Annotated in this window: 12 protein-coding genes and 1 other RNA gene; 6 read left to right on the top strand and 7 right to left on the bottom strand. The window is 43.6% G+C overall.

Going from position 1 to position 15,296, the window contains the following annotated elements:
- Nucleotides 1-311: 311 nt before the first annotated feature.
- Both AAEY72_RS11560 and AAEY72_RS11555 read right to left on the bottom strand, forming a co-directional pair.
- Nucleotides 312-698: a hypothetical protein gene (locus AAEY72_RS11560; protein WP_352310623.1), complete on the bottom strand. Its 387-nt coding sequence runs from the start codon at nucleotides 696-698 to the stop codon at nucleotides 312-314.
- A 293-nt stretch (nucleotides 699-991) separates the two neighbouring features.
- A complete protein-coding gene (locus AAEY72_RS11555; RefSeq protein ID WP_352310622.1) occupies nucleotides 992-2,194 on the bottom strand; it encodes a phosphoglycerate kinase in 1,203 nt (400 codons plus the stop codon).
- A 386-nt stretch (nucleotides 2,195-2,580) separates the two neighbouring features.
- On the opposite strand from AAEY72_RS11555, the gene AAEY72_RS11550 reads away from it, so the two are divergent.
- Nucleotides 2,581-2,910 (top strand): TraR/DksA family transcriptional regulator, encoded by a 330-nt coding sequence (locus AAEY72_RS11550; RefSeq protein ID WP_201593043.1) that lies wholly within the window; start codon nucleotides 2,581-2,583, stop codon nucleotides 2,908-2,910.
- A gap of 78 nt (nucleotides 2,911-2,988) precedes the next feature.
- Here the strand turns inward: AAEY72_RS11550 and AAEY72_RS11545 are convergent, their stop codons facing one another.
- Nucleotides 2,989-3,660, bottom strand: coding sequence for a thiamine phosphate synthase (locus AAEY72_RS11545; RefSeq protein WP_352310621.1), 672 nt, complete (start codon nucleotides 3,658-3,660; stop codon nucleotides 2,989-2,991).
- A 91-nt stretch (nucleotides 3,661-3,751) separates the two neighbouring features.
- Nucleotides 3,752-4,846, bottom strand: coding sequence for a serine hydrolase (locus tag AAEY72_RS11540; protein ID WP_352310620.1), 1,095 nt, complete (start codon nucleotides 4,844-4,846; stop codon nucleotides 3,752-3,754).
- 401 nt (nucleotides 4,847-5,247) lie between these two features.
- On the opposite strand from AAEY72_RS11540, the gene AAEY72_RS11535 reads away from it, so the two are divergent.
- From AAEY72_RS11535 to AAEY72_RS11525, 3 genes are all read left to right on the top strand, one after another.
- Nucleotides 5,248-5,883 (top strand): response regulator, encoded by a 636-nt coding sequence (locus AAEY72_RS11535; protein WP_010199282.1) that lies wholly within the window; start codon nucleotides 5,248-5,250, stop codon nucleotides 5,881-5,883.
- Between the two features lie 33 nt (nucleotides 5,884-5,916).
- Complete coding sequence (locus AAEY72_RS11530) at nucleotides 5,917-7,728, top strand: sensor histidine kinase (protein WP_352310619.1); 1,812 nt, start codon at nucleotides 5,917-5,919, stop codon at nucleotides 7,726-7,728.
- Nucleotides 7,729-7,844: 116 nt separating this feature from the next.
- A complete protein-coding gene (locus AAEY72_RS11525) occupies nucleotides 7,845-9,548 on the top strand; it encodes a sigma-54-dependent transcriptional regulator (protein WP_352310618.1) in 1,704 nt (567 codons plus the stop codon).
- 97 nt (nucleotides 9,549-9,645) lie between these two features.
- On the opposite strand, the gene AAEY72_RS11520 is transcribed toward AAEY72_RS11525, so the two are convergent.
- Together AAEY72_RS11520 and gpmI are read right to left on the bottom strand one after the other, a co-directional pair.
- The gene (locus tag AAEY72_RS11520; RefSeq protein ID WP_352310617.1) at nucleotides 9,646-11,157 is read right to left on the bottom strand and encodes a S41 family peptidase; all 1,512 of its coding nucleotides are present in this window, start codon (nucleotides 11,155-11,157) and stop codon (nucleotides 9,646-9,648) included.
- Between the two features lie 366 nt (nucleotides 11,158-11,523).
- On the bottom strand, nucleotides 11,524-13,179 hold the full coding sequence (gpmI, locus tag AAEY72_RS11515) for a 2,3-bisphosphoglycerate-independent phosphoglycerate mutase (protein WP_352310616.1): 1,656 nt from the start codon (nucleotides 13,177-13,179) through the stop codon (nucleotides 11,524-11,526).
- 248 nt (nucleotides 13,180-13,427) lie between these two features.
- Between gpmI and ssrS the strand changes: the two genes are divergently transcribed.
- A non-coding RNA gene (gene ssrS, locus AAEY72_RS11510) (6S RNA) lies at nucleotides 13,428-13,623 on the top strand.
- A gap of 141 nt (nucleotides 13,624-13,764) precedes the next feature.
- Here the strand turns inward: ssrS and AAEY72_RS11505 are convergent.
- Entirely contained in the window at nucleotides 13,765-14,388 is a 624-nt protein-coding gene (locus tag AAEY72_RS11505) for an FxsA family protein (protein ID WP_352310615.1), read from the bottom strand.
- A gap of 258 nt (nucleotides 14,389-14,646) precedes the next feature.
- Between AAEY72_RS11505 and ruvC the strand changes: the two genes are divergently transcribed.
- The gene (gene ruvC / locus AAEY72_RS11500; protein WP_010199263.1) at nucleotides 14,647-15,231 is read left to right on the top strand and encodes a crossover junction endodeoxyribonuclease RuvC; all 585 of its coding nucleotides are present in this window, start codon (nucleotides 14,647-14,649) and stop codon (nucleotides 15,229-15,231) included.
- Nucleotides 15,232-15,296 lie beyond the last annotated feature (65 nt).

Below are 15,296 nucleotides of genomic sequence, written 5' to 3'. Positions count from 1 at the left end.
GCGGTTGCTCGACTATTTATTCACCTGTGAGATTGATGCTTTATTTTGGTTTAATCTATGATGCTTTGACTAGAGCTTATCCTCAATATTTTTCTACCTAACGAAAGCCATTAAAAGGGCTAAAAATCGCCAAACCTTAGTATTTAAACTGTGACACTACTAAAAGTAAGAAACGCAAAAAGCCTTGGCAATCACCAAGGCTTTTTTAGTATTTTGAGGGCTTATAAGCAACTATCCATACTAGCTAATGACTCAAAGAATCTTCTATCAATCGATAATAGATCATCAAATCAGCAGCTTAGGACTAGGATTTAGTACTGTTGTTCTGCTTCTACTGCGTTTTCACTCGCTTTATCTTCAACAGCAGCTGCGCCATCGGCAACCACACCAGCAGTAGCGGACACGGCTTCATTTGCACCTACCACAACCGCTTCACCCGTGTTTGCGAGTGCATCAGTAGCAGCAGCACCAGCATTGTCCGCGCCTTCGGCAACTTCGGCACCAGCATTTTGTGCAGCAACTTCAGCTTCAGCAGCAGCAGCTTCTGTTTCAGCAGCGGCAGCGTCAGTGTTAGCAGCAGCGTCATCACCAGCTGACTCAGCAGCAGCTTCAGTTTTATCTTGCGTCTCTTGGCTACATGCAGTGATTGCAAAAGTACCAGCAAGTACGCTAGCAAGTAATAAATGGCGTTTTAACATAATAAACCTCTCGTAAATAAAGCATGTCAAATACATGATTTGCGCTATTTTATAGAGTGCAAATTAGACATGCAATAATAATTTTCAGTATAGAAACAAATAATTACTACTTAATAATAATCAGTGTCTGTTCGTACTTAGTGCTTTCATACTAGCAAGTTAAACAAGAATGACAAGATAAATACCGCAGTCACTATATTGTTTTTACAGCCTAAGTTTTTATAGAATAACTTAGATTTTCATGATGAGTTGTACGTCTACTGTTACTCAATTGCTGAAGTATCGTTAAGCAGTTATGCTTTAGTCTGTAATGCAGCAACGGCAGGTAACACCTTGCCTTCTACAAACTCCAAGAAGGCACCACCACCCGTTGACATATAGCTCACGCCATCAGCCACTTGATATTTATCGATAGCCGCTAGGGTATCACCACCACCAGCGATTGAAAAACCTTGACTATTCTTGACTGCATTTGCCACTATTTGCGTTCCATCACCGAAAGCATCCACCTCAAAAACCCCAACTGGGCCATTCCACAGGATAGTTTTTGCATTAGTAATTGCCTCGGCCAATTGCTTGGCACTTTCTGGAGCGATATCTAATATCATGTCATTGTCGCCAATCGCATCAACCGACTTCGTAGTCGCAGTGGCTTTTTGTAAGGAGCCTGTAAAGTCAGCGAAATCGATCTCATTTTTATCGGCAACCACCACATACTCAGGCAGTAAAATCTCAGTTTTAGTCATAATCTCACGAGCGGTCTCAACCAAGTCCGCTTCATATAGCGAAGCGCCGACACTGTGACCTTGCGCGGCTAGGAAGGTATTCGCGATACCGCCACCAACGATTATTTGCGTGCATACTTCTGCCAAGCTGTGCAAAACTTGCAATTTTGTAGAGACTTTTGAGCCACCAACAATAGCGAGCATGGGCTGCGCTGGGGTTTCAAGCGCTAGGCTCAAGGCATCAAGCTCAGCGGCTAATAGCGGCCCTGCGCACACTGTTTTATCTGCTTGACGCATGGCCTGAGTGACACCCTCAGTTGAGGCTTGCGCACGGTGAGCAGTGCCAAAAGCATCCATCACAAACACATCACATAGCGATGCATATTTCTGTGCTAAGTCTGCATTATTTTTCTTCTCACCCATATTAAAGCGCACGTTTTCTAGTAGTACCACTTCACCTGCTTTAATTGCAACGCCTTCAGTCAGATAGTCATTGTTTAAACTAACTGGCGCTGCCAATTTGTCGCTTAAATAGTTAGCGACAGGTGCTAGAGAATATATGGCCTCAGGGTTGCCTTCAGTTGGACGTCCCAAGTGTGAACACACAATAACGGCAGCGCCTTTCTCTAGTGCCATTTTGATGGTAGGCAAACTGGCCTGCAGGCGCGCATCACTCGTGACCTTACCGTCTCTAATAGGTACGTTCAAGTCTTCTCGAATCAATACCACTTTGTCCGTTAAGCTTAGCTCACTCATACGCAAAAAATTCATTACCTGCTCCTATGCATCATCTATTGTTAATCTATGGTGTGGCTTTTTACTAAATATCACTGAATGACAGTTATCAAACTATTTAACCGATTATTCTTACTAATGGTCTCATGAGACTGATCTAGCAAGAATCTGAGGCGGTGTATTCTAGCAGTTTTCTAACAAGCGCTCATAAAGAACCTATGATTAAATTTTACTAAGCAGGTTAAAAATAAGACAAACTTATTTAAATTTTATAAAAATCAGTAACATTTCGTGGTGGTACTCAGCAATCAGGCTGTTTATGATGGCATTGATGTTTATCGTAAATATGAGCTTTACGATACAGCGCCTATTAATGATAATAATTAAGTTCAACAATAAAAATAACCCATTAGGAGAATACTATGAGTATCGATCTAGCCACTGCCAAACAGACTTTATTGAAGCTGAAAGACGAGTATGAAACTCGAATCGATAAAATCGAAGATCATATCCAAAACCCACAAGATGACCTCAATGAGCATTGGGAAGATCAAGCCATCTCTTATCGTCAAAACGATATGCGTAAAAATCTCATGGGTGAAGCACGACAAAGCCTAATCTATGTCGAAAATGCCTTGAACCGTATCGAAAATGGGACTTATGGTGAATGTGAGGTATGTGGCAAACTGATTGAAGAAAAACGCTTGGAAGCACTGCCCTATGCCACCTTATGTATGGAACATGCAGAATAACGATTCATTTATATAATGCACTTATATTTTGAAACATCGATTTTATTTTGAAACATTGATTTCAAATTTAGAAATCAGTTATAAAGCAGGCGTCTGCCACGTACCAAGCGCCTGCTGCCATTGCTCACAGCGCTCGGCTATTTGGTGTTCTGGCAAATCCATAATATCCCCAACTACTGCCACATAAGCAATCGGCAAACCTGCCAGCTCAATAACGTTTTCTGCCGTTAGACCGCCTATCACACATAACTCAATACCTTGCTGACACCCATCGGAAAGCTCTCGGCGCGAGATGACATCTGCATTAGGCTTGGTTGTAGACGCAAATACTGCGCCCATCGCGGCATAACTGGCGCCATCATCCTGCGCTTCTTTCACCAGCGCCACATCACCATGACAAGTGCGGCCAATAATCTGATTCGATAATAGACATTGCTTGGCCTCTCTGATATCGCCATCTTCTTGCCCCAAATGAACCCCAACACCAAGCTTTGCTGCCAGCTGAATATCATCATTGATGACGACTGGGACATTGTATGTCTTTGCCAAGCGAATTATTTGTAGAGCTTCGTCATAGAGCTTGGATGCGCCATTGCTTAACGTCAATGTTTGCTTACGGCGGATTTGCAATAAGGCAATACACCCTGTGGCAAACGCGGTCTCTAATTTGCGGTATAGCAGCGCGAATTCATCATCATTAGTCAATAAGTATAGCTTTGGTGTTGGTGCAATCATCGATGCTTGAGTCATATAATTTTCCTAGGACACGTCCTAAATTCAACACAATAAAAAAGCCGTTATATCACATAACAGCTTTTTTACACCTACTAAACCAATCCGCTTACACTGTACGGCGAGTTGCCAAACTGTTTAAAATGTTTTTAGCATCACCCCAACGCGTGGCTGAGCTGTTCGCCCCTAAGATGACAATAATCGCAGGACGGTTATTCACACGTGTTTCCATTACCACACAACGACCTGCTTCATTAATAAAACCGGTTTTTGAGATGCCGATTGGATAATCACCTGAACGTACTAGACTACTGGTGTTGTTGGCTTTATAGGTACGGTTACCAGCTGAATAATTGGCCACGTAAAAGTCATAGCTCTTAGTCGTGGAGAAACGACGAATCACATCGTAGTTACCAGCAGCACGAACCATTTTTACCAAGTCATTTGATGAAGCAACGTTACGTTTATCGAGACCCGTTGGATCACCGAAATAAGCTGTCGTCATACCAAGCTCTTGTGACTTACGGTTCATCGCTCGTATAAAAGCATCATAGCCGCCTGGATAGTTACGCGCGAGGCTTTTGGCAGCAGGGTTTTCAGATTTCATTAATGCCATTAACAGCATTTCAGCACGGTTCAAACGATCGCCTGATTTTAACCGCGAACTTGCACGCTTAGGACCGACGAAATCTTCAGGATCGAGGGTGATCTCTTCTCTCATATCGAGACCTGCATCCAACACCACCATTGCCGTCATTACCTTAGTAATACTCGCCATAGGACGGGCGACATCAGCGTTTTTCTCGTAAATAGATTCACCAGTTTCGGCATCGATCACCGCCACACTACGAGAGTCGGTGCTGATCGGAATCATGCTACTGCTGCCAAAGCTCCCACGATAAGTAGTGTTATAGCTGTTGGTGTTATTGAAGCTGTTATTACTACTACCAAAACTACTGGTGTTGCTGTTAGTAATATTGGTAGTGCCATACCCATTATCGACTTTTTTGATGGCCGAGCCATTAGACTTGTACATGATATTACGTGCTTCAGACAAGCTATCGGCACCGCCCCAACTCATACGAGCATTAGAGCCAGTATCAGCGCTACCATTAATCGTAAGTGCAGCTTGCGCAATACTGCCCAGACTCAATGAAATCATAGCAACAACTAGCTGCTGTTTGGTTAATGGTAAGAGCTTCATTCTTCCCCCTGCTGTCGCGATGCTGTTAATTAGCGAATCAGTTACATACTAATTAATAGCAACAACGTACGTAGCGTTTGTGGTTGTGTTTGTAGGTACTCACATAGAGTTTTTGTATTTTTAGTGTATCATGGTTTGCATTTAAGTTTAATGTACTAAATCAGTTAGATGGGCATTTTTTAACCTGCTTCAAATTTTGCTACATTTAAATTAGATTTTAGCAATATTAATTAACACTATAGCAATATATGATGAGAGTAGTAGTCATCACATCAGTGCGATATCATCCTATTGTAAAATAATAAAAATCATTGTTGTGGTTAATAGATATACAGATTGGTTCAGATAGTTTAACGTTCACAATGCAACCTTCATTTTGATAGACAGCAAAGAGTACAACTATGATTCGAGTATTGGTAGTAGATGATCATGATTTGGTGCGGATGGGTATCAGCCGTATGTTGGCAGACAGTGCTGATATTGAAGTCATCGGTGAAGCTGACAGCGGCGACATGGCGATTAAACTGGCCAAACAGCTGCGCCCTGATGTGATTTTGCTAGATGTGAATATGCCCAATATCGGCGGGCTTGAAGCAACCAAGCGCTTGATTCAGCTTGATCTGGGTATTAAAATTTTGGCCGTCAGTAGCATGTCGGCGCAACCGTATCCATCCATGCTGATCAAAGCGGGCGTCAATGGTTATATAACTAAAGGTACGCCGCTTGATGAGATGATACGCGCGGTCAAAAAAATCTATCAAGGTGGTCGTTACTTTAGCCAAGATGTCGCTGAGCAGTTGGCTGATGTTCTCTTGTCAGATAATGCCAACTCACCTTTTGACTTATTAAGTGACCGCGAAAAACAAGTAGCCATGATGGTGGTCAACTGCCAAAGTCCGCAGCAAATTGCTGATCAATTGTTCGTGAGTGTCAAAACCATCAACACTTATCGCTATCGCATTTATGAAAAAGTCGGCGTCGATAGTGACGTGAAATTGACTCATCTGGCTATCCGTCATGGTCTCATTCAACCGTAAACCTCTTCATACCTTTTTTATTACGGTCAATTTATGAAACTTGCGCTCAGAGCCGTCTCTGCTATCACCAATTACCTACAGCAAGATGAGACGCTGCCTTTACCACAGTTACGGCGGTTGGGACTGATCTATAGCAGTTATCGATTTATCGTTAGCGTATTTTTTATGTTGATGGTATATGTGACCGTCAAATCTGATAGTGGCTCATTATTACCAAGCTTATTGCAGCAAACAGCGCTTAGTTTCTACGTCATCATCAGTTTAATTTTGCTTGGCTTGTTTTATGTGGTGACTAAGAATCTGCGGCGCCAGCTGGCTTTTGGATTGGCATTAGATGTCATTATCTTGAGCCTTTTGCTTTATACCAATGGTGCCCCTGACTTACAGCTCACCATGCTTTATATGGTCGTCGTCGCGGCCAGCTTCATGCTACTGTACGGCTCGCAAGCACTTATTATCACTTTGCTTGCTATTATTTTCGTAATCTATCAGCAGTTTTTTTATGCCATCGCCAATAGCATGAGTTTGTCCAATTTAGGCGATGCCTTGCTGATGTCAGCAAGCTTTTTGGCGGTAGGGGTCTTGAGCTGGTCCATTTCCCAGCGCTTGGTACAAGTCGAGCAAGTCGCTGCAAATCAAGCCAAAGAAGTCGAACGACTGAACGTGATCAATCAAGAAGTCATTACCCAAATGGTCAATGGGGTCATCGTGATTGACAGACAGCATATTGTGTTAGCAAACCTAGCGGCTCATCAGCTACTCAGTATCCCCCACCCTCCGCTAGCGTCCATGCTTGATACGTCCAGTCATTTAAGATATGAGCAAAACAACCCCGAAGCTACCCTTCTCGCCGACTTTCAACATCAGCTCAAAGAACAACATCTGCAACTTATTGATGCCTGTTTGTCCGTCTCTGAAGGGCTGTCACGCAGCTTTGTTTATGAATTACCTGCGGTAGCAAATGCCTCTGTCATCGGTAAGCTACGGGTACAAATCATCCCCTTAAAAGATAATAGCAAGCTGATCATGCTAGAAGATTTGCGCCGTGAGCAAGCCAGCGCTCAACAGTTAAAGCTGGCATCGCTTGGGCAATTGACCGCCAGTATTGCCCATGAAATCAGAAATCCGCTTGCGGCTATCTCACAGGCCAGTCAACTATTGATGGAAGATGTCGTAGAAAGTGAGAGGAACAAGGCAGCAGAGCATAGTACTATCAGTTCTACTGCCGACCATACAACAGCGATGACAGAGCCTGCAAATACTTATATGACGGGCAATCACGAACTGTACGAAATGATATTTTCGCAAACCAAACGTGTAAACCGTATTATTGAAGATATCTTAAAACTGTCTCGCCAGCAGGTAGCCCGTCAGCAATCAATTCTATTGGCTGATTGGCTACCACTGTTTTTGGACAATTATTTTCGAGACCATGACATTTTTTTGCGTGTATACACCAATCCCACCATCTCGTTCGACATGCACCAATTGGAACAAGTATTAATCAATTTGATCAATAACGGTCTGCGTTATAGTAGCTACGCTCACCCTCATGCTTTTGTGGAAATTGAGATTTACTGTGCTGATAACGATGTTATAATTGATATTTTAGATGATGGATTGGGCGTTAGTAGCAATGATTTACAGCATTTATTCAATCCATTCTTTACCACCGACGAAGCTGGAACGGGTTTAGGATTGTATTTATCACAGGCGTTCTGTGAAGCCAATCAAGCCCGTTTACTCTATATTCCTGAACACCAAAAGACTTGCTTTCGCTTGATTGCTCCTGCTATCGACACCGATGGTCACGATGCTGATAAACGGCTTACTCAAGACCAGTAGCTTCTATAAAAGAGAAGGGTTGTTTGATAAAAGCATGTTGATTATCACCCTTATTAGATAAAATATTTTGAACCCTATTTTTAAATTTTTAGCCATCGAACACAATGAGATAACGTATGACAGTAACCGCGCTAGTCGTTGATGATGAAGTAGATTTGTGCCGCTTGATGCAAATCACCCTAACCAAGATGGGCATCAAAAGCGATGTGGCTTATACCTTATCGCAAGCACGCGCCTACTGGCAGCAAAACGACTATGACTTTTGTCTGACGGATCTCAAGCTACCTGATGGCTCAGGACTAGAGCTGGTCAAAGACATCAGCAACAGCTCTAGTACACCGATCGCCGTGATTACTGCCCATGGTAGTATGGACTTGGCTATTGAAGCGTTAAAGCTGGGTGCTTTTGACTTCGTTAATAAACCGCTTGAGCTGCCACGCTTACGCCAGTTGGTCGAAAATGCACTAAAGGTTATTCACCAAAATAACGAAGCAGAAGCCGCGCCTGAATGTTCACCTGAGCAGCAGATGTTGGATAGCCGTTTAATCGGTGATTCTGCCGTCATGCATCCCCTTAAAAACACCATTTTAAAATTGGCTCGCTCACAAGCACCAGTTTTTTTATCGGGTGCGTCCGGAACAGGTAAAGAGGTGGTTGCCAAGCTGATTCATGATTTAAGCCCACGTCGAGATGGCAGTTTTGTACCGGTGAACTGCGGAGCAATCCCTTCCGAGCTGATGGAGTCGGAATTTTTTGGTCATAAAAAAGGCAGCTTTACGGGAGCGGTCGCTGATAAGCAAGGTCTGTTCCAACAAGCCAACGGTGGTACGTTATTTTTGGATGAAGTAGCAGATTTGCCCTTGGCAATGCAAGTCAAATTACTACGCGCCATTCAAGAAAAAACTGTGCGTGCCATCGGTGATACCAAAGAGCTGCCTGTCGATATCCGCATCTTATCTGCGACCCACAAAGACTTGAACCAATTGGTACAAAGCGGACTGTTTCGGCAAGATTTGTATTACCGCATTAACGTGATTGAACTAAAACTGCCCACGCTTAATGCGCGGCGTGATGATATTCCTGTCTTAGCAAAGCATTTTTTAGCACTGATCGCAAAAGAGTGGCAGTTGGACACCCCGCCCTCATTGACAACGGCGGCTTGCGAGCGTTTGCAGCATCACGATTTTGCTGGTAATGTTCGTGAGCTACGCAACCTACTCGAACGTGCTGTGACATTGGCGGAAACGTACACCATTGACGTCAGTCATCTGGGTCTAGCGGAGTTTGATACTCATCAAGAGATTAATACTCAACAAAGTCAGAATACCAATGCAGTCGATAATACAGCGCTAACATCTAACCCATCTAATTATAAAGAAGACAACCAGCCAGCAATCGCATCCGTAATTAGCAAAGAAGAAATTGGTCAAACCTCGACGGTGAAGCGATCTGAGCAAGCAAAGACCAACCTACACCCTTATCGTACGATTACACAGCACTACCCTTCCACGATTCAGCGGTCGACGGCTAATAGCATCGAGTCTGATCGTAGCCCCGTTTCTTCGATAGAGCAGGAATTAACAGCCAGTCATACGACTCAAGACGAGCAAACAGAGTCAAAAGAGGATTTTCAAAGCCAGTTGTTGCCTGCCAAAGGTCTAGAACACTATCTGCAAGAGCAAGAGAAAAATCTGATTATTACCGCACTTAAACAAACAGGCTGGAACAAAACCCAAGCCGCTGAACTGTTAGGAACGACGTTTCGCTCTTTACGTTATCGTATGAAAAAGCTCGATATTGCTGAAGATCAGGCCGATTGATTTTGGGATCAATAGATTTAAACATAATACATCATCAATTTTGAGCATAAGAATGGTGCTGGGCAAGTAAAGTATGCTTAGGGCTATCGTTATCTATTTACTTTTCGTCTATTTGCTTTTTGTCTGTCTGATCTTCGAGCGTATTATCCTCTATAGCTGAATTTCTCACAAAGCGAATACCCGAAGCGAGCGCTTTTGCCCTGAGTAAATCAAGTGCCTGCTGCTCCCAAGTATTCTCATTGCCTAATAAAGCCACATCAGGCTCGACCCCGATACCATCTATCTTATTGCCAGCCGCCGTCACATAATTAGCAACGGTTAGCTTAACGGCCTGCTCGTCATTCACAGGTATCACCGACTGCACTGAGCCTTTGCCATAGCTTACCTCACCGACGATAGTGGCGCGTTTTTGCGCTTGCAAGCTGCTTGCTAATACTTCGGCGGCTGAGGCAGAATAACGGTTTTGCAATACCACTACGGGCAATGGCTTGAGTATTGCAGCACCTTGGGTCGATAAAACACGAGAGTCATCTTTCCGACCTTTCACTTGTACCACATCAGTGTCCGCCATAAACAAACTAGCCACACTCACCGCTGAGGTTAAAACACCACCTGGATTATCACGCATGTCTAACAAAATACCGGATATCGGTGCTTCTAAGCTAATAAGACCTTGCAGCAGCTTTTCACGACTGTTGTTTTGAAAAGCGGGTAATTTCATCACCGCCATACCATCAACAAGCCGTGTCTCAATGACTTGCGGGTGGTTATTGTTACGCTGTAAAGTCGTGGTATGTTTACGGCGACCCGCTTTAGAAGTCACAATATCCACTTGTGTGCCCGCAATACCGGTTAAAAGCTGTTCAACATCATTAGTTTGTCTGTCGTCATCTAATTTGAATTCATCAACTTGATGCAGATAATCACCGACTGCGATGCCTTTTTTATCTGCGGGTGAGTCATTAAGAACTTCTGTGACGACCCAATAGCCAGCTTTTGGTCGATAGACCACCTTGATACCAATATCGCCGACATCCCCTTCGGTAAAAGCGCGTAGATTTTCGTAGGCCTCAGCATCCAAAAATTCAGCGTGGCTATCGAGCTTGGTCAACATGCCACTCATCGCATTATTAAATAACTCTTCGTCATTGACCGTGTCTACATATTCACGGCGTACCAAATCTACGACCGCAACAAACGTTTTTAGAGTTTCAGGGGAAATAGCATTCAATGACACTTGGCCCACTTCATCAGGGACATCTGTATTGATATCGTCGGCCTCATCAGTCAAAGCGCTTTCATCTGCAACACTGTCTATCGCATCATCAGACGCGTCAGCAGCATCTAACATATCAGCGATATCAGACAAATTATCTGCACCGTTTTCTGCCGATATCTCATCAGCATCAAGACTGATAAGCTGTAGGCTGGCCGTTGGGCTGCTTTCATTATTTGTCGCAGCCTGTGCTTGCATACTAGCAACATTCAACCCTATGAGACTGGCCATGAGTACGGGTTTAAAAACAGTCGACGTTATCAATGCGGTCATCATTGATGGTTTTTCTAGTCGTTTAGACGCCGATGAGCGCTTAAGGCAGATAGAATGCATAAAAAACTCACCTAGATAAAAAGAAAACATGCAAAGTTATTGTTATCGGATAATTAATGAATGATATCGTGTAAGGTAGCATCAAGATCACAGCCAAGACTAGGGTAGTATTGCAAGTAATACCAAACCCAAAAAGTACGATTAGCTGTGTCAAACTCGTTTAGTCTACAATGCGTAGCACTTATACTCGTTTTCCTTGCTGCTCTAATTTTTGTGAATGGTATAAGCTAAAATCCTATCCTAAAAAAAGGAAGGAGCATAGATACCCTTCCCTTTATCTTTCATTCGCTGACTGCTTCAGCTGTGCTTATGACATTATCATAGGCATTATAATAGCCAGCATGCGAAAGTATCAGAATGGCTGAATCACGATACTGGAATCAATAGGTTTTCACCCGTCATTTCTTCTGGCGCAGCGATATTCATCAATGACAAGATGGTCGGTGCGATATCGCTAAGCTTACCGCCACCACGCACTTGTACTTTTTGCTCACCAATATAAATCAGAGGCACATGCTCGGTGGTATGTTGGGTATGTACCTGTCCGCTTTCGTAGTCTTGCATTTGCTCAACATTGCCATGATCAGCAGTAATGAGCATATCGCCGCCAGCTGCTCGTACTGCCGATTCAATACGGCCAACACAGACATCTAAAGCCTCTACCGCTTGCACGGCTGCTTCAAAGATACCAGTATGGCCTACCATATCACCATTGGCATAATTGACGATTAGCACATCGTATTTGCCCGACTCAATAGCAGCCACCAACTTATCGGTCACTTCAGGAGCGCTCATTTCTGGCTGCAAGTCATAAGTGGCGACATCTGGCGACGGCACAAGAATACGTGTCTCACCTTTATACTCTGCTTCGCGGCCACCACTAAAGAAAAACGTCACATGCGCATATTTTTCAGTTTCGGCAATACGCAGTTGCGTTTTACCTTGCGCTTGCAAATATTCACCCAGCGTATTGGTCAGAGACGTCGGATAATAAGCAATACTGGTCTTCGGGCTATCCGCTAAAATATCTGAGTACTTGGTCAACATGACAAACGCGGCCAGTTTTGGCTGTTTATGACGGGCAAAACCTGAAAACTCATGATCTGGCAGCACAAACGCTTGCGCTAGCTCACGAGCACGGTCAGCACGGAAATTCATAAAGATAAGTGCATCATTATCGTCGACGGTATAGGGCGTGTCGCCGCTCTCAATCACGGTAGTCGGATTGATAAACTCATCAGTTTCACGGGCTTTGTAAGCGGCTTGGACAGCACCATCAGCACGGGTAGATAGACGATCGGCTTTACCTTCCGTAATAAGCTCATAGGCCTTCTGTACTCGGTCCCAGCGATTGTCACGATCCATCGCATAATAGCGACCGATGATACTGGCAATCTGTACGCGACCTTCATAATGGGCATTAAGCTTGTTCAAGTATTCACGCAAACGATTAATGTATTTATCAGCAGATTTAGGCGGCGTATCACGACCATCTAAAAAACAATGAACAAAGACGTTTTTGGCACCGTGTACCAACGCCGAATGACACATTCCTTCGATATGATCTTGATGCGAATGCACACCACCATCAGAGAGCAAGCCCATAATATGGACATTACCCTCTTTTTCGTTAGCCGCTTTGACAGCATCGACCAAGGCTTCGTTTTTATAGAACTCGCGGTTGGCAAGCTCACTTGAGATACGGGTTGAGTCTTGATATAGCACACGACCAGCACCTAGGTTCATATGGCCCACTTCAGAATTACCGAACTGACCATCTGGCAAACCAACATCTTCACCCGACGCAGAAATCAATCCATGCGGATATTTCTGATAGATCTTATCTAGATTCGGCATATTAGCCGCAGCAATGGCGTTATCCTTGTCTTCTTCACGATGACCAAAGCCGTCCAATATCATTAAGACATGCGGTGTTTTTTTATGCTGTGCGCTATCTTGCTTGCTATCAAGCTGCGCCTGATTGTCGTCAATAGATTCAGATTGTTGCTGGGTACTGGTCATAGATTACCGCTCCTCAAGTGAATGAACGCCTATACTGCTATATTAGGATGTCGAAAGTTGTCTATATTAGCATACATCTTGAAATTGCTGAAAAACTGCGCGTTTATCCTGCTATTTCAATGCTTTCGACCCTTTTTTTCTGCTATTCATTTTATGAAAATGGTTGCTATTATTGCTGTGCTTTTCTAAAAAGACGTATTAATCTGTAAACCGCGCTTGCAATCAGCTATGCCATTAGTTAAGATAAATCTATTCTGAAGTGTTGGCTAGTAGATGTTTATTCCCTGAGCCGATAATGCTTTACCAGGATGTGGTACCTATTGCTTCATTGTGTATGCCTGCACCGCTTGCGGTGTATCAGGAAACCTGCAGAGGCAGTGACGCATCCGCCCTGAACTTCACGGTTCATGGGTCACCATCTTACGGCGGCACTTCGGTTGTTATATTCGGTTAGTCATGTCTCTATTTATATTCACTAGGTTCATTAATAACCCATAAGTTCATAAAAGATTCATAACAACCAACAAAAAGCCCCTCTCGTCAATGACGTAAGGGGCTTTTTTTATGTCAATTTTTTGCTATTTTTTATTCATCATTAGCAGATTTGGTAATCTTTTTAACATCTTTAGGAATGTTTTTGGCAGTCCCGTCAACGGTTGTATGCTGCTTGAACACATCCCCAAATGGGTTTTGTTGTTGTTGACCGAATGGGTTTTGACCATTAATACCACCGCCAGCGCCACCAAATGGATTTTGTCCACCCATACCGCCTGCGCCGCCGAATGGGTTTTGACCGCCGCCCATCTGTTTGGCCATCATCTCCATCATTTTTTGCTGGTTGTTCATGACGTAATTATTAGCAAAGTCTTTGAGCTTCTTTTGCACAGGTGGTAATACCACCAATAACGCGAGTAAATCGCTAAGCACACCTGGAATAAGTAGCAAAATACCAGCCGCTGCCATGGCCACACTTTTAAGCATGGTCGACTCTTGTGGACGCATCGCTGGGTTCATCATGCCGCCCGCTTTCATTTGCTGAGCCATCGGATTGAGCGCTGCCATACCTTTACGAATAAGTGTGATACCAATAACTGTGGCGATAATAAACCACATGAATACCCACCAACCACTCATAAACTGGGCAATTAAATACCACAGTAGCATCTCGATAATAAACCAAACGATGGCAATACCAACTATCTGACCCATAAAGTGTCGTCCTATAAAATAAAAACCAATAAATTGAGCGCCATACAAATTAAGATGGCTAACATATGATGTATATGGGGATTGATTGCTATACTATCAAACTTAAGGCGTATTTTTAAGCCATATAGTCGGGGCAATATAATTTGGATACAAGGACGGTAAGTAAAAGTGCTACGAGAGTAGGCTGAGCGAGTCTGACACCGTATCCGATTTATATAGGATTGAATATAAAACAAAATGTAAGTAAGACGGAATACTATGGCAATTATTATTGGGATTGACCCAGGCTCACGTATGACGGGTTATGGTATCGTGCAACAAACGGGCGATAAGCTAACCTATATTGATGCGGGTACCATTCGTACGGATACTAAAGAGATGCCTGAGCGCCTAAAGCGCATTTTTAATGGCTTGACGCGTATCACCCAGCATCATCTAAAATATGCAGAAGAGCCTATCTATACCGCAATTGAACAAGTATTTATGGCAGAGAACCCAGATTCTGCGCTGAAACTTGGACAAGCACGAGGCGCAGCCATTGCAGCGATGGTGGCACTGGATTTGGAAGTATCAGAATATACCGCACGCCAGATCAAGCAAGCTGTGTGCGGTTATGGTGCCGCAGCCAAAGAGCAAGTACAGGAGATGGTCTGCCGGATACTGTCTTTAGATGTCGTACCACAACAAGATGCCGCTGATGGTCTTGCCTGCGCTATTTGTCATGCGCATTCAAGCCATTCAATGAACAAGTTGCTCCTAAATAGCGCCATGCGTGGACGCGGTGCGTCTAAGAAAAAAGGTCGCTGGCGTTTGACGGAAGAAGATTTAGGTAATTTACGATAAGATAAGAAGCCAAAATACAATAAAATATAGCAAATAACCATAAAAAAACACGCGATCAAATGGCG

This window comes from Psychrobacter sp. W2-37-MNA-CIBAN-0211 (genome assembly GCF_040309405.1).
Taxonomy (GTDB): Bacteria; Pseudomonadota; Gammaproteobacteria; order Pseudomonadales; family Moraxellaceae; genus Psychrobacter; species Psychrobacter glaciei.
The sequence above is the reverse complement of the archived record's forward strand: the minus strand, read 5'-3'. Positions and strand labels throughout refer to the sequence as shown.